Genomic DNA, 21,769 nt, shown 5'->3' on the forward strand with positions numbered 1-21,769 from the left:
ATATTATTTCGAATTAAGAATACCACAGTTTGGCAATATTTTCGTCGGTTATTTTGGTAAAAGCAATGTATATTTTTTGTATGTTAATTTTTGTTAATAGCAAAATTTATGGTTAGTTTGCTATTTTTACCGACAACTCTAAAACAAACTCTGCCACTAATTCTGTTAGATTGGGATAATCGGTATAAGCTTTGACTTGAATAGGTTCAGATACGCGTTCTCCTGTTTTCTTGGACCTCTCTAACATGGCCTCGACTTTTGCCCCTTCCTGACATTGAAAATACACATCGGATTCTGGCCGGCGTAAAAACTGCGCTTGAAATGACTTAAAAACAAGAGAAACCTGTATTTTTTTTTGATGTGCATGATAGAAACCATACAAACCCCCGGCCAGATCAGCTCCGGCACACAGAGCTCCGAAATACATGGAATTTAAATGGTTGCGGCTGCGTCTATTTAAAGGAAGCCGTATAATTATTTCTGTATCGTTTATTTTGATGAGCTGGGGTTTTAAATAACCCAGTAAAGGTACTTTGAAATGGCTAAATTTCCATAGAAAAAATTTAAATTGTGTCAAGATATTCATGAATGTCCCTTTTCCAACAAGTCCTTCTTCTCAATGGATATTTGTTCCATCGCTGGAATTTTTTTTTTGTAGTATAATCTTTAATTTTTAAATGTATACCGGATCATTTCATTTTTAAGAACAAAAATATGCTAAAATAGTTGATTATTTTAAACGTTTGCAAAAGCTTTATACGCTTTAGCGTTTTGGCGTATAATTGACTCCTTTGCAGCTGCTAGTGAACCAGATTATCAGACTTTATGCATACAATCTCCATACGTGGTGCAAGAACCCACAACCTTAAAAACCTGGATTTGGATTTACCACGAGATAAATTAATTGTCATTACTGGTTTATCGGGTTCGGGAAAATCTTCTCTCGCTTTTGATACTTTGTATGCTGAGGGACAACGTCGTTATGTTGAGTCCTTATCTGCTTACGCAAGACAATTTTTATCCATGATGGAAAAACCGGATGTAGATTCTATAGAGGGTTTATCGCCAGCGATTTCAATTGAGCAAAAAGCAACCTCTCATAACCCACGCTCTACTGTAGGTACAATAACAGAAATTTATGACTATTTGCGTTTGCTCTACGCACGAGTAGGTGAGCCGCGCTGTCCCACGCATCATGTCAGCTTGCATGCGCAAACCATTAGTCAAATGGTCGATCAAGTATTGGCTTTGCCCACCGACAGTAAGGTCATGATTTTGGCGCCCGTGGTTCGTGAACGCAAAGGAGAGCAGGTCCAGTTACTACAACAATTGCAATCTCAAGGATATGTAAGAGCTCGTATTGACGGGGTATTATATGAATTGGATTCTCCTCCAAAGCTTGGCTTACGTACAAAACATACCATTGAAGTAGTAGTCGATCGTTTTAAAGTAAGACCCGACATGGCACAACGTTTGAGTGAGTCCTTTGAAAATGCTTTAAATTTAGCAGAAGGACTTGCAGTAGTGGCTTCAATGGATGAGCAGTTTCAAGATCTTGTTTTTTCTTCCAAATTTGCTTGCCCAGAATGTGGGTATAGTCTTAGTGAGTTGGAACCAAGACTTTTTTCTTTTAATAATCCAGTGGGTGCTTGTCCTTCCTGCGATGGGTTAGGTGTTGACCAGTTTTTTGATCCAGAGCGGGTAATTCATGATAAAACAGCCAGTTTGGCAGAAGGGGCCATAAGAGGTTGGGATAAGAAAACCAACTATTATTACTCGATGCTTGAATCCCTTGCACAACATTATCATTTCGACACCAGCACTCCATTTTGTGATTTGCCTGAAGAAATATCCCGTGTTGTTTTATACGGTAGTGGTCATGAAGTCATAGAATTTCAATATCATCGGCCTAATGGTGGTTATACGGTAAAACGTCATGCCTTTGAAGGCATTATTCCTAATATGCAGCGGCGTTATCGTGAGTCCGAATCGGGAATAATCCGTGAAGAGCTTGCCAAGTATTTATCCTCTCGGCCATGTCAGGAATGCCACGGCACAAGATTACGTGAGGAAGCACGCCACGTCTTCATCGATAATAAAAATTTACCTGAAGTAACTGCCTATTCTATAGATAAGGCTTATATATTTTTTAAAAATTTAAGCTTGCCAGGGCATAAAGGAGAAATTGCAGCCAAGATTAACAAAGAAATTGTTGAAAGACTGGGATTTTTGGTGAATGTAGGTCTGGATTACCTCTCTCTGACGCGAAGTGCTGAGACATTGTCTGGGGGAGAAGCCCAGCGTATTCGATTAGCAAGCCAAATCGGCTCAGGGCTAGTTGGAGTGATGTATATTTTAGATGAGCCTTCAATTGGACTGCACCAGCGGGATAATGATCGATTATTAAAAACACTGGTGCATTTGCGCAATTTGGGAAATACGGTGATTGTTGTGGAGCATGATGAAGATGCCATCCGCAATGCAGATTATATTTTGGATATAGGACCGGGCGCAGGAGTACATGGAGGTGAAATTGTCGCCCATGGTAGTCCGAAGGAAATTATGAAATCTCCCCATTCATTAACGGGGCAATATTTATCAGGCAAAAAATCTATAGCCATTCCAGAAAAACGCTTACCGATGAATCCTGAAAAAATGATTCATCTCAAAGGTGTTGTTTGCAATAATTTACTGGGTGTGAATGTCAGTATTCCTTTAGGTTTGCTCACTTGCATTACCGGAGTTTCCGGGTCAGGCAAATCCAGCTTAATTAATGATACGTTATATCCTTATGCTGCCAATCAACTCAATAGAGCCAGCTTGTTCATTCCCGGATCAGTTAAAGAGATTGAAGGTCTCAATTTGTGTGACAAAGTGATTGATATTGATCAAAGTCCGATAGGAAGAACTCCTCGCTCCAACCCAGCCACTTATACCGGTATTTTCACTCATATCCGGGAATTATTTGCAGCCACGCCAGAATCTCGAGCACGAGGTTATCAACCTGGACGCTTTAGTTTCAACGTGCGAGGTGGACGTTGTGAGGCATGCCAGGGTGACGGGCTTATAAAAGTTGAAATGCATTTCTTGCCGGATATATATGTATTATGTGATGTTTGTAAAGGAAAGCGCTATAACCGAGAAACTTTGGATATTCAATATAAAGGCAAAAACATCCATGAAGTTTTAGAAATGACCGTAGAGGATGCAAATCAATTTTTTTCAGCAATTCCTGTTTTAGCTAGAAAATGCCAGACTTTAATGGATGTAGGTCTTTCTTACATTAAATTGGGCCAAAGTGCCACCACCCTTTCTGGAGGAGAAGCTCAAAGAATTAAATTATCTCGGGAACTATCCAAACGAGATACAGGTAGTACTTTATATATCCTTGATGAACCCACAACAGGGTTGCACTTTCACGATACAAAACAATTATTGGGCGTATTATTTCGCCTGCGGGAGCAAGGAAATACAATCGTCATCATTGAACATAATTTAGACGTGATTAAAACCGCGGATTGGATTATTGATCTAGGCCCCGAAGGTGGAAGCAAAGGAGGGCAAATTATAGCAATTGGTACGCCAGAGCAAGTCTCTGAATGTGCCGCATCTTACACAGGCCAATTTTTAAAACCTATTTTAAATGCGCGATAATTTTTCCATTTTTGAATTGGAATTCCGCGTGATGAAATAGTGATATAAATAAAAACTGGCTGGCAAGAGAAAAGCCCAAGTGATGCCTACGAAATAATAAAAAGGTGAATTTTTTTCAATAAAGACTATGCTGCATCGTGCTCCGATTTGGTATGCAAAAGGCATTAAAAAAAGAGTTAGAATAAACCAGCTAAAATAATAACGTGTTAATTTTTCATTAAGAATAATAAGATTCAATCCAAAACTTAACCAAATACAAATCATCCAGGGCGCTGTAAAATAGGACCTGAAGGGATTTGCTTTAAAATAAATATAATTTTGGTACAACCAAATCATATCAGTCAGCGAACCAACCATTGCAATAAATATTGCGAAATAAAGTGCATTTAAATACGGCAAACGATTCATGGATTGCCAGGCAATTTGTACTGCAATGAATAGGAAACCCATTATTGGTGCAAGATACTCATTATTTTGAGCCGCAAAATAGAAGCATGCAATCCAACTCAAATAGTAGGAAATAAAATGAATACACCATCCAACTTTGCTTTGACTCATAATTCATACTCTTAGTGAATGGATCACCAAAAACCTCGATACACGTACTGTTTTTTTTATCATTTTCGATCTATAACTAAATTGTAGAAAATTTTGCATAGGATGAAAAATGGGCACCTTTTTTATTGTTCTTCTTATTATTGTAGTACTTTTATTTATATGGGCCATTAGTGTTTACAATACCTTAATTCAGCTCATAGAAGCGATTAATAATGATAAAAAACAAATTGATATTCAGTTAGATCGCCGTTTTAAGGTATTTGAGTCTTTAATTGAAGCGGTTAAAAAATATATGGATTATGAACAAACTACATTGAAAGATGTGGTTGCTTTGCGGAATCAGGCTCAAGCGGCTAAAGCTGCGGGAAATGAAGAAGGGCGTATTGCTGCGGAAAATCAAATCTCACAGATTGCATCTGGTCTTAATGTAGTATTCGAAAACTATCCTGAGTTGAAAGCAAATCAAAATGTCATGCAATTGCAAGAAGAGATTGTGAATACGGAAAATAAGCTCGCTTATGCCAAGCAAGCTTATAATGATGGCATTGAACGGTATAATGCAAAAAAGAAATCATTCTTTGAATCGATGGTTGTTTCGTTCTTTGCTTCTTCATTGGATAAGGATTTTGTTTACTGGGGTCTACCTGAAGAGCAGATCCAAGCTAAAGAAAATTATACCGTAAAGTTTTGAGGCTAAAATATGAGCCTTGAAGATTATCATGGTAGCGTAGGCAATTGGCGTGAACAAATAAAGCGGAATCAACGTAAGACATTTGCGGTCATTACTTTGTATATCCTTATTTTTTTTGCAGTAGGATTGATAGCCGATTTATTTATTCTGCAAAGCACCTATCCGCAGGCTACTTTGCAGCAGTGTTTTTGGGCATTAACTCATCTGCGCGTCATCCCCTATGCCACTATTTTAATGATAGGTTTTGCCAGCATCTCTTTATTGATCACCTATGCATTTTATGATCGGATTATGTTGCTTGGTACTGAATACCATGAAATTACCCCTGAAACAGCACAAAATTTACAAGAGCAACAATTATATAACGTCGTCGAAGAGATGAAAGTTGCAGCGGGTTTACAGTACATGCCCAAAGTTTTTATCATCGAAGCAGATTATATGAATGCTTTTGCAAGTGGATATAGTGAAAAATCCGCAATGGTGGCTATTACCCGAGGTCTCATGCAAAAATTAAACCGAGCCGAAATGCAAGCAGTCATGGCTCATGAGTTAAGCCATATCCGTCACTATGATATTAAATTGACGCTCACGGTTGCCATCTTGAGTAATATTCTTCTGATTGTGGTAGATATGCTATTTTATTCAGCCGTGTATCGACGAGATAACAAGCGAGAAGATAATAGATTGCTCATGGTGATTGTCATATTACGTTATGTGTTACCTTTAATCACTTTGTTGTTAACTTTATTTCTCAGTCGAACACGTGAATTAATGGCAGATGCTGGGTGTGTTGAATTAATGCGAGATAATGAGCCCTTGGCACGGGCTTTGTTAAAAATTAATGACGATCATCAGCAAAATGCGGAACGTTATTCAGAAGAATATGGTAATACACCACATGAACAAGTAAGGCACGCATCATATCTTTTCGACCCATCTGATATTGATCCAGTAAAATCTTTAAGCAGTGCTTTTGCAACCCACCCTTCTATAGAGCAACGTTTAAGAGCATTAGGGTTTAATAGAAAATAAAGTAAAAGTCCAAAATGATTTGAGACTCATTGATCTGTTCTTGTATCCTCTTATGTTTTAAGTTTATGATTAGGCAAAAAAATAATACCTTCTCTAAAAAGGAATTTAGATGTGATGAAAATAAAATTGTTACTTTGTTCGATTTTTTTGCTCTCAACCGGATCATCCGCTTACGCAACAACATTGTCTAAAGATGAGGCCATTAATCAATCCAAGCTGTCAGAATATCTTCGAAAAATAACCCCGGAATTCCTTTATGGTTATACCGATTTTAAATTCAATTCCACCTCGGGTGCGAATTTTAATCGATATAATGGTCATTCAAATCTCTATTCTGGCGGGGGTGATCATATTACCTTAGGGCAAACGATGATGGCAGGTATTTATTATTTTGGAATTGATACCGCGCTTACTTCTCAATTTTTAATAAACCCAGGTTTTGTGACTACTTCGAATCAAACGATTCATAACGACACAATTTTTGGTCATTTATTTAAAATATTTAGTCCCGTCATTTATGCGGATTTATCGGGAGGGTATGGCTTTAACAAATTTGATACCTTAACCGTTATCGACTCAGGCCCTCCGGAACCTTTAATCGCAAAATCAACTAACAATAATAACAACTGGTTCATTAGTTTAAATGGAATTTATAGAAAAACATGGAATAAACTTCTTATGCGCGCTAATGTTGGCGTTTTATTCAGTGAAATTAACACGAGAAGCTATAATTTCTTTTTTCCAGCTACAGCAACCTTTCAAGGGGTTGCTCCATTAACCAATAAAGCAACCTTGTTTTTAGAAAATGTAGAATTAGGGTACTATATCAAGCCGAATGTGATGCCTTTTATTAGCGGCGGTTTAATCCAGGTAGCACAGTTTTCTAATAGTCGCCCTTTGATAGATCCTGCCAGTGTGATTAATGGCTCTCTTCCTCAATTAAATATGGATAAAAGCGGATTTCGTGTCGGTGGTGGTATCGCAATTTCCTTTAAAAAGGCTACATTACGAGTTGAAGAAAAATATTATAATGCCGGTGGCGTTTTTCAAAGTTATCAAACTTTAGCCGCTTTAGAATACCAATTTGGTTAGGATGATTCTATATTGACTTCTTTTGGTTTGGGGAAGAGAAGTTTTTAAGGATATTTTAGTGAATAAGGAATATTATTTCTCGCCAAAATCATTCAGGTCTAAAGGGACACAAATCCTTTTAGGTCTTTTCTTGACTTTTTTCATTTTTTTGGCTGATGTCATTCATATTCCATTTCTGAGCTCCTTCATTACCCAGCTGGATTATCGAACTTATGATCAGGTAGTCCAGTTAAACTGGCGCCCGCATCAGACTATCCCTCAAGTAGTCGTCATTGATATTGATAATAAATCAGTGCAACAAGAAGGCCGCTGGCCTTGGCCAAGAAATAAAATAGCGGAGTTAATTAATAAATTAAAACAAAATGGTGTCGTAACCATAGGAACAGATATTGTTATGGCAGAGGCAGAAGTAAATTATGCAATAGGTTTAAAAGATGAATTGAAAAAAATGATGCCTCAACTACCTTCTGAACAAAAGCAGTTCACTAATTTCCTTGAGCAAATAGCGCCACGAGTGGATAACGATCGCATATTGGCTCAGTCCTTACTTGATCATAACGTGGTTCTTGGGTTTTTATTCCATAATGACAAAGAAATTAGGAAAGGGGCGTTACCTTTGCCTTTAATGAACCCAGAGGATAAGTATTTATATAGAGACAGTTTACCTCTTTATCAATTTTCGGGATACAACGGATGCTTGCCGTTATTTCTCAATGCATCTACCCAAGCAGGCGCAGTGACCAATGTACCGGATTTGGATGGAACGATACGACATGGATTGATGTTGGCCAGTTATGAAAACAAATTATATCCGACCCTGGCTCTTGCAACAGCAATGAATTATTTGATGGTAAAACAGGTGGCCTTAAAAACAGATAATCACAAGCTTTTGGGGATACAAATGGGTAATGTATTCATCCCTACTAATGATAAAGGGCAAATTCTCATCCCTTTTTGGGGGCAAATTGGCTCATTAAATTATTACTCTGCGACCGATATTCTAAGAGACAAAATTGATCCCAAACAGTTACAAGGATCCATAGCAGTTATTGGTTCAACAATAATTCTTTTGGCCGATCTGCATCAATCTCCAGTAGCACAATCTTTTCCTGGCGTTGAGATGGTGGGCAACATGATCCAAGGAATTGTAGGACAACAATTGGTCTCTGAATTTGATTGGAGGACAACTCAAGGTAAAATATATTTAATATTGATTGGATTGCTTTTTACTCTGTTATTCTCTTTTTTAAGTGTTTCCAGAATTTTAATTCTTGCTGTGATTGGTATTCTAGTTCTTCGGGCCCTATCTATTTATTTATTTGTCTATCAGAGCTTATATCTTCCTATAGCTTTAATTCTCACCCTGGTTGTACTACTGACGTTAACAAATTACGGTTATTTATTTATTATCGAAAGACGTCAAAAAAGAAAATTAAACCAATTATTTGGTCAATATGTTCCAGAGGATTATGTTAAAGAACTCGTCGATTCTTCTCATCAGTACAGCATGGAAGGACAAGAACGTAATATGACCGTACTTTTTAGTGATATACGTAACTTTACAAATCTCAGCGAAACCCTGGATGCATCCAACGTTAAGCGATTATTAAATGCTTTTTTCACACCGATAACTGAAATAATTTTTAGTTTTCGAGGGACCATCGATAAATATGTAGGGGATATGATAGTTGCATTTTGGGGCGCCCCAATGCTTGATGAAGATCATGCTTCCCATGCAATTAACTGTGCTTTGACTATGGCCAAACAACTGCCACAGATCAATGAAAAAATTCGTGAAAAGGATTTACCCGCTGTCAGTATCGGTATCGGAATAGGAACAGGACTAATGAACGTCGGCGATATGGGTTCAGAATTCCGTCGCGCTTATACTGTTATTGGAGATACCGTAAATCTTGCTTCCCGCTTACAAGATTTAACAAAATTTTACAAAGTCATGATTTTAGTGAGTGATAAAACGCGAGCAGGACAAGACCAATTCGTATGGAGAACGATTGATAAAATTACAGTAAAAGGACGAAAAAGCGGATTGACTATCTACCAGCCTATAGGTAAGGTAACCGATGTTTCTGCAGAAATAGTGACTGAGTTGGATATATACCACGACGCTTTGAAGGATTATTATGAGCAGAACTGGTCGTCCGCAGAAAAAAAATTTGATATGCTATTAAGCAAATCCCCAGGTATTTATTTATATGGGATGTATCTTAAGCGGATTAAGGAATTTATGGAAATACCTCCTCCTGAAAATTGGGACGGAATTTTCGTGCATCAACATAAATAATTTTTAATTCAAGGAAGGAAAGCAAGGAATAGAATACGAGAATGGATGAGCTAAAAAGAGATTAGTAAGGATAGGCCTAGAAAAATCATGTTGTTCCAAAATTTTCAAGAATTCTATTCAAAATTCATTCGAAAAACAAATACGATTAATCATATCAAGGTTGATACATATTTGGTTTTATAGTCTACCTAATTTGCAGCATTAATTTAATAAATGGGACAAATTGTACAGGAATATATATGAAAAAAGTTATATTTACAGGCTTATTGATACTTTCTACTCAGATCTTTGCCCAATCTGCTGCTACCGTTTTATTTACCCAAAAACAAGTTGTAGTGCGCCACAATGGAGCGGAACATGGGATCTCCCGGGGATCTGCTGTTAACGTAGGTGACGAGGTGATTACAGGTAAGGATGCCGCAGCTAATCTTCAATATAAAAACGGAGCCTTGGTTAATCTGGGTGAGAATTCAAACTATAAAATTTTAGGTTATGCCCCCAAAGAATCAGTCCAAATTAAAGCAGAATTGAACAAAGGTAAGCTCGAAATAAAAACTCCTGAAAAAATTAAAGAGTCACTGAAAACACCAATACTCTCTTTAGCAATATTAGGAACCCACGTACGTGTCTATGTTGTTGGAAAAGATACGTATATCCAAGTTATTGAAGGACTTGTTTTGGCGAGGAATGAATACCTGCGTCCTGGTGCAAGCGTTCGTGTTACAGCAGATAAAATTGTTAAGGCTCCTTTCCCGAAAGAGGGTGAAATTAAACCAATTAAACCAGATGTTGTTTCGAGTACTACAGGGGCAGGAAAAACGGTCACTACTGGGGCAGGTGGAGTTATCGACAATGTCACTTATGTAACCGGGGTAGAGGTAACGACTACAGCAACTACTACTGCAACAGGAAGCATTCAAACTGCAGCAATTGCTGACATTTCCTTAATTTGCCAAATCCCTGCAACTCTTTAACGAGAATTCCAATCCTGGCCCTGGTTTGTTTTACAACCAGGATTGAATGACTCTGGTTGCAATCAGCCAGAATTAGGGAGTGAGCTTGGCGCAACAATGAAGATGAAAAAGATCAATCGCGAAGTCCCACTCCTCTTTTAAGTAAAATCATATTAACCAGGGTAAGTATGACAAGCATGAGACATATGATTCCCATTGCTAATGTCGTATTCACTTCACTTTGACCAATCATAGCCTTCCGGAGTGCATTAACCATGTATAAAATTGGGTTAAAAGAGGATACTTTTTGCCAAAATTCTGGAAGCATATGGATGCTGTAAAATACACCGCCTAAATAGGTAAGGGGAGTGAGTATAAAGGTAGGTATGATCATAATATCATCAAAATTTCGGGCAACCATCGCATTGGTAAACCCTGCGAGAGAAAATACAGCTGCTACGAGCAATACTACCAACAACGTCATGGGTAAGTGGCTTAATTGGACGGTAAGGAAAAAACTGGCAACAATGTAAACCAGGATTGCAACGATAAGACCCCGAAAGACGCCACCCAAAACATAACCTAAAAGCAAAAGACCGTGATGCATGGGGCTGACCAGCATTTCTTCAATGCTTTTTTGAAAGCGGACACTATAAAGAGAAGAGGATACATTGCCGTATGAGTTTACGATAACCGACATCATAATTAACCCGGGGGCAATAAACATGGGATAACTTACACCCTGAATAGAACCAATTCGAGGCCCGATTAAACTTCCAAATATAAGAAAATAGAGGGTGGTTGTAATCACAGGAGGTAAAAATACTTGGCTTGCAATTCGAAACATACGAACCAATTCGCGTCGTACTAAGGTATATAATCCAACAAGTTGTTTTTTAATGGCCATTTTTAATTAAATCCAGAAAGAGTTCTTCTAAACGATTGGTCTTGTTGCGCATACTATGAATTTGTATGCCATGCTTTGTAAAAAGAGCAAAAGCATCATTTAAATTTAAATTATTATCCACTCGTAGTTCAATGGTTGTGCTATCAACTAACTTGGACTTAAAAGGATATAAATCAGGTAATGATTCCAGCCGATTTTCTGTATTGAATATGAAAGTTTGATGCCGAAGTGTTTTAAGTAAGGCCTTCATCGAGGTATTTTTTATAATCTCGCCTTGATCAATGATGGCAATGTTTTTACATAATTGCTCGGCTTCTTCCAAATAATGGGTTGTGAGAATGATTGTAGTTCCTTCCTGGTTCGTCCGAGTGAGAAACTCCCACATGCTGTGTCTGATTTCTATGTCTACACCCGCAGTAGGTTCATCGAGGATGAGTACCTTAGGTTGATGTATCAAGGCTCGGGCTATCATTAATCGGCGTTTCATTCCACCGGATAAATGTCGGGCAATGGTATGCCTTTTTTCCCAAAGACCTAATTGCTGTAGAAGGGACTCTACCCTGGGCTGTGCATTTTTTCTGGTAATCCCATAATATCCAGCCTGGTTTAACAAGATTTGTTCACAATTTTCAAATATATTTAAATTAATTTCTTGGGGTACAAGGCCTAAACAGGACTTGGCTTTTTCAGATTCTTTTTCCAAATCATGACCTAAAATACTGATACTACCTGATGTTTTTTTTAGCAAAGTAGTAATCAAGCCAATAGTTGTAGATTTCCCTGCGCCATTCGCGCCTAATAAAGCAAAAAAATCACCTGTGTGAATGGTTAAATCTATTCCTTTTAGTGCTTGAACACCATTAGCATAGGTTTTGGACAGTTGTTTGATTTCTAAGGCATGCATAGAAGATTAAAAGAAAATAAAAAGTCATTATACACAATTATCCTCTTATAACGCGAGCACACCGTACCATTCATTTTTTAGTGATTCATTGAAAATATTCTATTTAAAAAGATTGGACTGAGTTTTCATCCAACCTGTGATACTGTAACGAGGTTGATGTGTCATACATACTTCATGAGGTAAATCACTTTTAAAGCATATAAAGCGGTTTTCTAAAGGAAGCACGCTTTCAATGAATTGGTCTTCGGTGTTGTAAATTTTTAATTCGCCTCCAAATTCAGTTTTCCATTTTTTATTAAGGTAATAGACGCAGGAGATTTTTCTTGTTTTTTGGGAAGCAAATTGATCCACGTGCTTTTTATAATAGGTTCCAGGCTGATAAGCAGCAAAGTGGGTTTCAAATTCGTGAACTCCCAGAAAAAGAGATTGGTTTAAAATTTGGGCCAAGTAATTTATTTTTTCTAAAAAGATTCGGATTGCCGGATTGTTTTCATAATCCTCTAACCACAGAATTTTATCAGTGCGTATGCTTTCGTTTTTTTGTAGATTTAGACCGATTTTAGCGCCACGGAATAATCCTTGTTCATACAATACTTGTGCAGTATCGCGTAATAACTGACATTGAGATGGTTGGAGAAAGCCATCAATAATTGAAAATCCTTGGTTACAAAGTTGGTGGATGACGCGGTCTTGATCAATCAACGTACGCGCTCCTCAAGCTGGTATTCATATTCGCGCCATTGTGGCATAAATTGATCCATTAACCTGTAAAAGCGTTGATTATGACTGGGTTCTAGAAGATGAATTAATTCATGAACAAGGACATATTCGAGACAAATTGGCGGTTTTTTCATGAGGTTGAGATTTAACCAAATCCTGGATGCCTTCGTATTGCAAGAACCCCACCGGGTTTTCATTTTTTTTATTCCCCATTCGACAACTTTGACACCAACAATGCTTTCCCAATGGCGAATGAGTTGAGGTAATAATTTTTGCATTTGTTGTTTGCACCAACGTTCAAAAATACTCTGGATTTGGCAGGGGTCACTGTAAGGCTGAGTATAACAAAACATCAATTCATCCTGGATACTAATCTGAGAGGGACCATGATGTTCCTCAATGATTAATAAATATTTTTTTCCCTGGTATAAAACAGTTGATCCTGTTGTATAGGTGCATTCTTCGACTACATGATAATTTAAAATACGCGCTCTTTGTTTGTTGATCCAGGCCATTTTAGACTGGAGGCTTTCTTTAAGTTGGTTTTCACTGAAACGAAGAGGAACACTCACCTTAACCAATCCGTTGGGCGGATAAATTCGCAAATTAATATTTTTAATTTTTTTTCTGGATATCTCTATAGGAATACCATCTAACTCTATAATCATTTATTTATCAGTAAAGGGGTCGAAACGGCGCAACCTGGGTGTGGAATAACTGCGCTTTATAAATCGGTCTATTTTTAAAAATAACTTTTAGGCTTCAAGCTATTGTACTATTTCTGAGCCCCAATACAAGGACTGTCTATGTATTCACCATTGATATCAAGAACCATATTAACATTAGCACGTTGATATCGGGCCAAGATGTCATACTCATGTTTGGTCAAATAGCCATAAGAGTTACCACAATAGACAAGTGAGGTAGCTCCTGGTCTAGGTGTCACTTTTACTGGTATGTCACATTCCCAACGAAATTGGGTTAAATCGCAATTTCCAAATGCAAATGCTAAATTAAGAGGTAAAAAAGATACAGCAATAGTCACATACCACTTCCTTTTCATAGTGTGCACCATTTGCTAATTTATGTTCTTTAAGTATAGGATAAGATTCAAAAAAAGCATTCAAGGATTGTTATGCTCTCTTCCAGTTTTGAATACATAAAAGCATTGCGCGAAGGAAAATATCTTCTATTTTTAAAATGGATCGATTTTATTACGAATAAATATGAACTTATGAATGCTGATGATACAGTGAATTTTTTAATTTATGACTGGTTAAACCATGGCTGCGGTGAGTTGGATGTTCAAAATTTAGCTGTTTTATGCGCCGTTCATTATCTGGAAGAAAAAGCATTGCAAGGAAAATTAGACTACGCGCTTCAATCCATTACCATTGCTTTATTTATTTGTATGGTTTTTCAAAAAAAAGGACTTCAATTGATTCTTTTGCCAGAAAAGGATGTATCCAGGGAGACGGTAAATCAGCTGGTAGAAGAAAAAATTCTTCAATTAAATCCATTTACCTATAAGGAATTATTAGAAGATATGCAAAGCCAATTTTATCAACGGGTTAATGAAGTTGATAAAAAGGAAGTAGCTGATGAATTTCAAAAAATATATGCCATCACCAAACCTAGATATCTTCTTGAGGAATATATTTTATATTTAGAACGCCTCAAATTAAAAGACGATGCACTTTATATTACCCGTTTAAGCATGGCTAATCGACTCCTTGTTTTTTTATATGAACAAACAGAAATGAATCTAGAAGTTTCAAGAGAAATTGCCCATTATGTGAATGCTCTTCGTGAATTGCATGCAGGAAAAGAAGAGCTGGACAGGTTGGACAGTATCTCTCCTCCATCTATTCTAGAGAATACCTGGCGATGGGTAGCGGGAGCTGGAATTACTTTTTTTCATATTTTCTTAAAGAATACCTCCCTCAGTGAGCTCATCTCTGAAAAAGCAACAGGTACAACCACCGGAAGTGTTGAACCTGGAAAAGAATACAATGGATTCACTTTGTAATAAAAATAATTCGCTTTAGTAAAAATATGGTAATATTTGGCGCTTATTGTTTAAAATATATCACCACTCTATTCTTTTCTGCTACACTTTAAATCACGTATTTAACAGTTTCACCAAAATACGATGATGTTTATTGTGTAGGCTAAGGGGTATTCTTTGTGTAGTTCAATTTCCTTGAAAGGCACCATCGACTCAAACGGATCATTTAAATCCCTACCTACTATTCTTCTACTGAAAATTTTTATAAGTAATTATTTTCAATTTTAATGAGGTAACAATGAATTTAAATTCCTTAACAATTTCAATAAAGGGATGGTTTGATACTGATTTAAAAGCAAAAAACATAAAAGAAGGAACAATACACTGGGTGCGTGCTGCAATTTTTATACTCTTTCATATAGGATGTCTGGCAGTATTATGGGTAGAATGGAGTTTTACTGCTGTTTTTACTGCCATATTACTTTTTTATCTTAGAATGTTCGCGATAACAGGATTTTATCATCGTTATTTCTCTCATAAGACATTTAAGATGAATCGTTTTTGGCAATTTGTTTTTGCCGTCGTAGGGAATTCTGCCATGCAACGGGGTCCGCTATGGTGGGCAGCGCATCATCGGATTCATCATCGCTTTACTGAAAAAGAACAAGATCCGCATTCTCCAATACAACACGGTTTGCTATGGAGTCATGTGGGATGGATTTTTTACTCAGATAATTTCAAGACGGATTACAAATCAATTGGTGATTTTGCCAAATATCCTGAATTAATATGGTTAAATCGACACGACAATGTGGTACCCCTTAGTTTGATGTTGATCTTGTTCCTTATCGGCTCCTACTTGCAAGCATATTATCCCAGCTTACATACCAGTGGAATGCAATTAGTCATTTGGGGCTTTGTGATTTCCACTGTTGCTTTATTTCATGCTACTTTTTCCATTAATTCAATGTCACACCTTTGGGGAACGCGAACTTTTCAAACCGAAGATAAAAGCCGTAACAATTTGTTTCTCGCATTACTGACAATGGGGGAGGGTTGGCACAATAATCATCACTATTATCCTCGATCTACGAGTCAAGGGTTTCGCTGGTGGCAAATAGACATTACATACTATTTGTTATGTCTTTTGGAGAAGATGCATATCATCCATGATATTAGCAGGGTTCCATTGGAATTAAAGAAAAAAAACATGGGGAAAATAGGTAAAGAGGTAACTTAGTGAATGACAAGATGGTTGGTTTTTAAATCGATAATTTATATTTATGTTGAATTATATTTCGAAGGAGGGTTAATGAACAATTACGTTGTGAATTGCCGCTGTATTGATGTGTTTTCTAAATATCATCTCAAAATACTTAATGAAAATACTCTTTAAGTTAGGTATGTCCATCCGCGTTATATATAGGTGTTTGTTATGAAAAAATCAAATTCAGCTTTAATAGAATCGATTATTCTATCTGTTATAGTATTGGGACTTACCTGGACGTTAGCCCTTAAATATCCAGCATTAAGAGAAGGCCTTTTAGGAGTAAACTGGATATATATTTCTATGTTCTTTGTCTGTTCTTTACACTTAACTGAAATTATCATGACGATTTACCTACATCGGGGAGAGTCCCATAGAGCAGTAAGATTTCATCCCTACGTCACTCATTTTTTTAGATTTTGGATGTGGTTAACAACAGGGATATCCAGAAGGAGATGGGTGGCTGTTCATCATCTTCACCATAAATATACCGATACCGAAAAAGATCCCCATTCTCCTGTAGTTTTTGGGCTTAAAAATATGTTTTTTTATGGTATCGAAATTACTCATTTATCCAAAGACAATGAAATGGTACGCAATTTCAATGACATTCGAGATAATGATTTTTTAGAAAAAAATCTTTATGAAAAATATTCGAATAAGGGACCTTTTGTTTTTTTGCTTTTGCAATTTCTTGCCATTGGTGTTTGGGCCGTGCCTGTCTGGAGTCTTCAAATGATTTTGGAGACATTTATTGCAACTTTTTATGTGAATGGCATTGCTCATGCTAAAGGTTACACGAATTTTGCAGTCGATAATACTTCTAAAAATGTGACTCGATGGGGCGTTTTTGCCTGTGGTGAAGAATTGCATAATAATCATCATGCCAACCCTGCAAGCGCGCAGTTTTCTTTTCGAAAAGATGAGTTTGATCTGGGCTGGTTTTATATTAAAAGACTTGAATCTTTAAACCTTGCGAGAATACGTAAAGGGTAAAATAGGCTCAACTAAATTTTTTTATTAAAAATATAATCAACTTATCTGGGAGATGTTTTAATAGTCCTGAGATAAAAACTAAAATAGGAGGTATGTTTATTTCAGCTTTTTTACGTTCAATACCCTTAAGTATTTTTTTAGCTGCTTTTGTTTTATCGTAAAGAAGAGAAGGGGGAAGCTTCAGTTTTTCAGTTAAAGGTGTGTTGATGAAAGTTGGCAAAATGGTGGAGACCCTGATGTTTTCTACTGACAGTTCAAGCCTTAGTCCCTGAAAAAAGGTACGAATTGCAGCCTTGCTTGCTCCATAAGCTTCTGTTCTTGGCAAGCAAATGTTTGAAATCGCACTACTCATTCCCACAAGATGTGGATTTTTACTCTCGCGTAGAAGAGGAAGGGCAGCCTCGACACCGTAAACGGTACTTAAAAAATTTGTTTTTACAATGTCATCAACAATCGAGCTGTCAAAATGGGTTACATCGAGTGCTTGATACTTACCAACGTTTAGAAAAACTAAATCAATATATCCATATTTTAACTTTATTTGCTTGGCTGCATTTAAATTTTCTTCTCTATTTGTTACATCAAATAGAAAAATATCTGCTTGAGTCCTTTTGGCAACTTTCTTTAATGCTGTTTCATTCCAGTCAGACAAGATCAACTGATAACCGTTAGCAAACATTTCATCAGCAACAGCCTCTCCTATACCTGAGGCAGCGCCAGTAATCCATGCAATTGTTTTCATTGGGAGCCTTTTTCAAATAATGTGACACAAAGAATCTAGAATCAAATTATAGCTGAGTTACAAAAGGTAAGTGGTATGATTCTCTTAGAATTAGTGAAACTAACTTGTTCCAGGGATATTCCACCATCCTCCGCCCAAGGCTTGAAAAAGGGCTGCAGTATCACTAAAACGCGCTGCTTCTGCTTGTATTACGTTCAAATGCGCATTCAAATACGCCTCTTTTGCGCTTAAGACGGATAAACGATTTACTTTACCCAACTGATATTGATTGGAGATAAGCCTAAATTGGGCATAGAGGTTATTTTCTATACTTGTTTGCGCCTGTAGAAGTTCTGCGTCAAATTCAAGTGCATGCAGCACATCAGCTACATCCAGAAATGCTTCAAGTACGACCTTTTTATATTTGGCACAGGCGTACTCAAATTCAGCAATAGCCATTTTCCTTTTAGCCAGTAAAGCCCCTCCTTTAAAAAGGGTTTGAGCAATTTGCGCACCATAGCTCCATACATTATTCATTGGATTAAATAAATTACTTAACGTTGTAGAAAACCATCCATAATTGGCCAATAAATTTAATTTGGGGAATAAATCTGCGGTCGCCACACCTATTTCTGCACTGGCTTTATGTAATATCGCTTCGGCACTGCGTATATCTGGGCGTTGTTTTACCAGCACCGAGGGCAAACTTACAGGTAAGTCGGTTGGTAGATGAAAACTTCTCAAATTAAAATGGGAGAGCATGCTCTCGCTGGGTAAAGATCCAATAAGCACAGCAAGGGCATTATATTTTCTTCCTAAATTATTTTTTATTGAAGGTAAAGTCGATAATGTTTGCTTCAAACGATTATCGCGATTCAAAACATCCAGGCGAGTAATATGTCCTAAATGATAGTGACGGTTAGCCATTGCCAATAATTTTTGTTGGCAATGAATTAAATCATGGGTTGTCTTTAACTGATCTTGAAGCGAGGCTATCATAATGCTTGTGGTAACTATATTCCCTGTCAAAGTTAAATAGGCTGCTTCTAATTCAAACCGCTCATATTCAATCTCAGCACGCAAAGCTTCGACTTGTCTTTGAGTGCCGCCAAATAAATCCAAGCTATAAGAGACACTCACCGAAGCATTATATAAATCAAATTGATTCTTGATTGAAAATGGGAGCTTTTGTCCGGGCAGCGGTGTAATATTGATTCCTGTTGCAAGTAACGTATTCCGCTCTCTGCTGGCAAAAAATTGGGAATTGACTGTAGGAAATAATTTAGGACCTGCAACGAAACGTAAATTGGCGTATGCTTTTCGTAAATTGGCTTTGCTCATCTCTACAGTAGGATTGTTTTTTAATCCTTGCTCAATCAGTGCATTTAATTCTTTGGAATGAAAAAGCTTCCACCAAGAACTCGAAATATCATGACTGTAGTTGAAGTGCTGGGAGTGTCCAGCAGGATTAGGAGAACTTACCGTTTTTGTGACCACAGGTTCTTTATTGTAACGAACGGTTTTTGGCGCATCCGGAGAGTTAAAATTTGGTCCAACCTTACATCCCGTAAGGAGAAACAAAGTACAAAATATTGAGATCTGTATAGTTCTTATAATCAGTTCCATTTATCACCATATTGGGTAGGCAGCCTGAACAATTCATTCTTATATTGGTCTTGAATCATGATTGAAACGAATACTGACCGGTTGTCCTGGGTGTAAATATTTAAATGCCGTTCTCGCGGGTTGGGCTTCAATGCGGTAAACAAATTTTGTTCGTGAGGTTTCGCTAAAGATGTAAGGAGGTGTATATTCAGTTTTTGCTGAAATATAACTTATTGTTGCAGGATAAATATCTTTGCAACCATCACAATGAATCATCACCTGATCCTTTAATTTAAGTTTTGCTAGTAAAGGCTCTGGTACATAAAAAATGACTTTAAGGTTTTCAGGAGCGATAATCGATAAAACGGGACGCTCTTTACCGACCAATTCGCCTACAGTGAAATAGGTGTCATAGATATATCCTGAAATGGATGCGTATACTTTTTTATTTGAAGTACTCCATTGGGCTTGTGCCAATTCTGCCTTTGAAGATTGGACAACGGCCTCTTGTGCAATGAACTCGTTTTTGGCGTGTTGATAGGTATTTTTTACTTCTTCTAATTGCTCTCTACTGACTCCACCCGATGCCATTAATTTTTGATATCTTTTTAACAAATTATTTTGATAATCGAGATTGGTTTGTTTTAAATTTTTAAGAACTGTAGCCTGCGTCAAATTTGCCTGGGCTTTTTTAAGCATCGATTCTTGTGGTTGCACATCAAGCGTAAATAGAAGATCGCCTTTCTTTACCAATGTACCTTTTGTAATATCCAAACTGATTAAATTACCCGAAGAGGTACTGGAAATATAAGTATAATCTGCATCGACATAGCCCTGGAGAAAATTGTTTTCTTTTTTACAACCAAGCATTGGTAGGCACGTGATGAAAAAAATTAGCCATCTTAGATAGATATATAGCATATTGTTCCATTGTTCAATTAAAAGAATCCCTCTGATACATGATTAATAATTCTATCCGAAAATAACGATAAAGCATCTGATCCAAAAGGTAAATATAATGTTTTCATTAGAATCAATAATTGTCAGTACAGTCATAAATAAGTTAGGATACGCGTATTGAATTCTTATCAGAACAGTAATCGCTATTGTTCATGATGATTTCTTCCCTTAGTTGCTTTAGTCAATGTTGAAGTAGAAAGGAAGGGGTTCTATTTGAAATTAGGGAAAATAATGCTAGAAGACAAACTTCTTCGAATTTGGGCTATTGCAAAAAAAGAATTTATTCAAATCCGAAGAGATAAAGTTGTTTTTTTATGGCTTTTGTTCGCTCCCGCAATACAGATTCTTTTGTTTGGATTTATTATTAATACCGATCCAAAGTATTTGCCGACAACTATTATCTCCACAGAAGACACACCGTTTACTCGAAGTTTATTAATGGGATTAAAAAATACTCATTATTTTTCTATCAATTCAGTAACTCAGGATGAGAAAGCAGCCGAGCGAGCCTTACTTAGTGGTGACTCTTTATTTGTAATTACCATCCCTCCTAATTTTTCCCGGAGTCTTATTCGAGAGGAGTACCCCCATGTCTTAATTGAAGCAGATGCTTCTGACCCCTTGACTGTCTCCAATGCATTTCGTGCTGCATCAGAACTTCCAGTGAAGGTGTTTGAACATGATTTTCAGGGTGCTTTAGAATACTTGAATACTGGTAAAATGGAGGTGCCCTTCGATTTTGAGATTCAAGCAAAATACAATCCGGAAAATATTCCGCAATACAATACAATTCCTGGTTTAATTGCTTATTTAATTTTTGCAACATTTACTGTGCTCACTGCAGTATCCATCAATGCTGAATTTGAACGTGGTACATTTGAGACTTTATTAATTACTCCGTTGACCCCTGCAAATATTATCTTTGGAAAAGTAATACCTCATTTTATCTTGGCTTTTTTATTGTTCTTTATACTTTTAGCAATAGCCCTTTTTATTTTTTCCATTCCATTCTATGGCAGTTTACCCCTGTACCTGATGTTGTTAGCTCCCTATACAGTTTCAAATATAGGTACGGGATTGGCTATTTCTGCTTTAACTAAGTCTCAATTTACTGCAGTAAGTTTATCAAATGCTTACATTTTAATAGCAACTTTAATTTCAGGATTTTTATTCCCATTCAATGGTATTCCACCTTGGGCACAATATTTTAGCCAGCTGCTTCCATTAACTCATTTTCTTAGAATTACTCGAAATAGCATGTTAAAGGGAGCGGGTTTTGATATTTTATGGCCGGATTTCTGGCCCATCATCCTGTTTACAGTATTCATTATTTTATTTTCCATTTTACTCTTTAGAAGAACTTTGGATTAATGATGCAACGCAACCATCCTATTTTAAA

General features: G+C 36.9%; 20 protein-coding genes. 10 read left to right on the plus strand and 10 right to left on the minus strand.

Annotated features, from left to right (window positions below; genetic code table 11):
- Window positions 1-112 precede the first annotated feature (112 nt).
- Complete coding sequence (locus BU07_RS0102510) at window positions 113-586, minus strand: PaaI family thioesterase (protein WP_031563381.1); 474 nt, start codon at window positions 584-586, stop codon at window positions 113-115.
- A 239-nt stretch (window positions 587-825) separates the two neighbouring features.
- On the opposite strand from BU07_RS0102510, the gene uvrA reads away from it, so the two are divergent.
- Window positions 826-3,654 carry an excinuclease ABC subunit UvrA gene (gene uvrA, locus BU07_RS0102515; RefSeq protein WP_031563383.1) on the plus strand — a complete coding sequence of 943 codons (2,829 nt, stop codon included), beginning with the start codon at window positions 826-828 and terminating at the stop codon, window positions 3,652-3,654.
- Here the strand turns inward: uvrA and BU07_RS0102520 are convergent.
- Complete coding sequence (locus tag BU07_RS0102520) at window positions 3,640-4,212, minus strand: DUF2878 family protein (protein ID WP_031563385.1); 573 nt, start codon at window positions 4,210-4,212, stop codon at window positions 3,640-3,642. The two genes, uvrA and BU07_RS0102520, sit on opposite strands and share 15 nt — an antisense overlap.
- Before the next feature lie 109 nt (window positions 4,213-4,321).
- Here BU07_RS0102520 and BU07_RS0102525 point away from each other — a divergent pair, with 109 nt between their 5' ends.
- The 5 genes from BU07_RS0102525 (at window position 4,322) to BU07_RS0102545 (ending at window position 10,303) form a co-directional block, all read left to right on the plus strand.
- Entirely contained in the window at window positions 4,322-4,903 is a 582-nt protein-coding gene (locus BU07_RS0102525) for a LemA family protein (RefSeq protein ID WP_031563386.1), read from the plus strand.
- Window positions 4,904-4,912: 9 nt separating this feature from the next.
- Window positions 4,913-5,935, plus strand: a complete 1,023-nt coding sequence (gene htpX, locus BU07_RS0102530; RefSeq protein ID WP_031563388.1) for a zinc metalloprotease HtpX — start codon at window positions 4,913-4,915, stop codon at window positions 5,933-5,935.
- 114 nt (window positions 5,936-6,049) lie between these two features.
- Window positions 6,050-7,027, plus strand: a complete 978-nt coding sequence (locus BU07_RS0102535) for an autotransporter outer membrane beta-barrel domain-containing protein (protein ID WP_031563390.1) — start codon at window positions 6,050-6,052, stop codon at window positions 7,025-7,027.
- A 58-nt stretch (window positions 7,028-7,085) separates the two neighbouring features.
- Window positions 7,086-9,329, plus strand: coding sequence for a CHASE2 domain-containing protein (locus tag BU07_RS0102540; protein ID WP_031563393.1), 2,244 nt, complete (start codon window positions 7,086-7,088; stop codon window positions 9,327-9,329).
- Between the two features lie 239 nt (window positions 9,330-9,568).
- The gene (locus BU07_RS0102545) at window positions 9,569-10,303 is read left to right on the plus strand and encodes a FecR family protein (RefSeq protein ID WP_031563396.1); all 735 of its coding nucleotides are present in this window, start codon (window positions 9,569-9,571) and stop codon (window positions 10,301-10,303) included.
- A 112-nt stretch (window positions 10,304-10,415) separates the two neighbouring features.
- Here the strand turns inward: BU07_RS0102545 and BU07_RS0102550 are convergent, their stop codons facing one another.
- The 5 genes from BU07_RS0102550 to BU07_RS0102570 all read right to left on the minus strand — a co-directional run bounded on the left by BU07_RS0102550 (window position 10,416) and on the right by BU07_RS0102570 (window position 13,876).
- Window positions 10,416-11,189 carry an ABC transporter permease gene (locus tag BU07_RS0102550; RefSeq protein WP_031563398.1) on the minus strand — a complete coding sequence of 258 codons (774 nt, stop codon included), beginning with the start codon at window positions 11,187-11,189 and terminating at the stop codon, window positions 10,416-10,418.
- The gene (locus BU07_RS0102555) at window positions 11,179-12,093 is read right to left on the minus strand and encodes an ABC transporter ATP-binding protein (RefSeq protein WP_031563400.1); all 915 of its coding nucleotides are present in this window, start codon (window positions 12,091-12,093) and stop codon (window positions 11,179-11,181) included. Before BU07_RS0102555 ends, BU07_RS0102550 begins: the two co-directional genes overlap by 11 nt.
- Before the next feature lie 99 nt (window positions 12,094-12,192).
- Entirely contained in the window at window positions 12,193-12,795 is a 603-nt protein-coding gene (locus BU07_RS0102560) for a 2OG-Fe(II) oxygenase (RefSeq protein ID WP_031563402.1), read from the minus strand.
- Window positions 12,792-13,481: a M48 family metallopeptidase gene (locus tag BU07_RS0102565; RefSeq protein WP_031563404.1), complete on the minus strand. Its 690-nt coding sequence runs from the start codon at window positions 13,479-13,481 to the stop codon at window positions 12,792-12,794. Before BU07_RS0102565 ends, BU07_RS0102560 begins: the two co-directional genes overlap by 4 nt.
- 107 nt (window positions 13,482-13,588) lie before the next feature.
- Window positions 13,589-13,876: a hypothetical protein gene (locus BU07_RS0102570; RefSeq protein ID WP_031563407.1), complete on the minus strand. Its 288-nt coding sequence runs from the start codon at window positions 13,874-13,876 to the stop codon at window positions 13,589-13,591.
- Between the two features lie 72 nt (window positions 13,877-13,948).
- On the opposite strand from BU07_RS0102570, the gene BU07_RS0102575 reads away from it, so the two are divergent.
- The 3 genes from BU07_RS0102575 to BU07_RS0102585 all read left to right on the plus strand — a co-directional run bounded on the left by BU07_RS0102575 (window position 13,949) and on the right by BU07_RS0102585 (window position 17,084).
- Complete coding sequence (locus tag BU07_RS0102575; RefSeq protein ID WP_031563409.1) at window positions 13,949-14,842, plus strand: helical bundle domain-containing protein; 894 nt, start codon at window positions 13,949-13,951, stop codon at window positions 14,840-14,842.
- Window positions 14,843-15,119: 277 nt separating this feature from the next.
- Window positions 15,120-16,061 (plus strand): acyl-CoA desaturase, encoded by a 942-nt coding sequence (locus BU07_RS0102580; RefSeq protein ID WP_031563411.1) that lies wholly within the window; start codon window positions 15,120-15,122, stop codon window positions 16,059-16,061.
- A 195-nt stretch (window positions 16,062-16,256) separates the two neighbouring features.
- Window positions 16,257-17,084, plus strand: coding sequence for an acyl-CoA desaturase (locus tag BU07_RS0102585; RefSeq protein ID WP_031563413.1), 828 nt, complete (start codon window positions 16,257-16,259; stop codon window positions 17,082-17,084).
- A gap of 7 nt (window positions 17,085-17,091) precedes the next feature.
- Here the strand turns inward: BU07_RS0102585 and BU07_RS0102590 are convergent, their stop codons facing one another.
- From BU07_RS0102590 to BU07_RS0102600, 3 genes are all read right to left on the minus strand, one after another.
- Entirely contained in the window at window positions 17,092-17,826 is a 735-nt protein-coding gene (locus BU07_RS0102590) for an SDR family NAD(P)-dependent oxidoreductase (RefSeq protein WP_031563415.1), read from the minus strand.
- Window positions 17,827-17,925: 99 nt separating this feature from the next.
- Window positions 17,926-19,431, minus strand: a complete 1,506-nt coding sequence (locus BU07_RS0102595) for an efflux transporter outer membrane subunit (protein ID WP_031563417.1) — start codon at window positions 19,429-19,431, stop codon at window positions 17,926-17,928.
- Between the two features lie 39 nt (window positions 19,432-19,470).
- Window positions 19,471-20,280 (minus strand): HlyD family secretion protein, encoded by an 810-nt coding sequence (locus BU07_RS0102600; protein WP_242601882.1) that lies wholly within the window; start codon window positions 20,278-20,280, stop codon window positions 19,471-19,473.
- A 321-nt stretch (window positions 20,281-20,601) separates the two neighbouring features.
- Here BU07_RS0102600 and BU07_RS0102605 point away from each other — a divergent pair, with 321 nt between their 5' ends.
- Window positions 20,602-21,741, plus strand: a complete 1,140-nt coding sequence (locus BU07_RS0102605) for an ABC transporter permease (protein ID WP_031563422.1) — start codon at window positions 20,602-20,604, stop codon at window positions 21,739-21,741.
- The last annotated feature ends 28 nt before the right edge of the window (window positions 21,742-21,769 follow it).

Source organism: Legionella wadsworthii DSM 21896 = ATCC 33877 (assembly GCF_000701265.1).
Lineage (GTDB): Bacteria > Pseudomonadota > Gammaproteobacteria > Legionellales > Legionellaceae > Legionella > Legionella wadsworthii.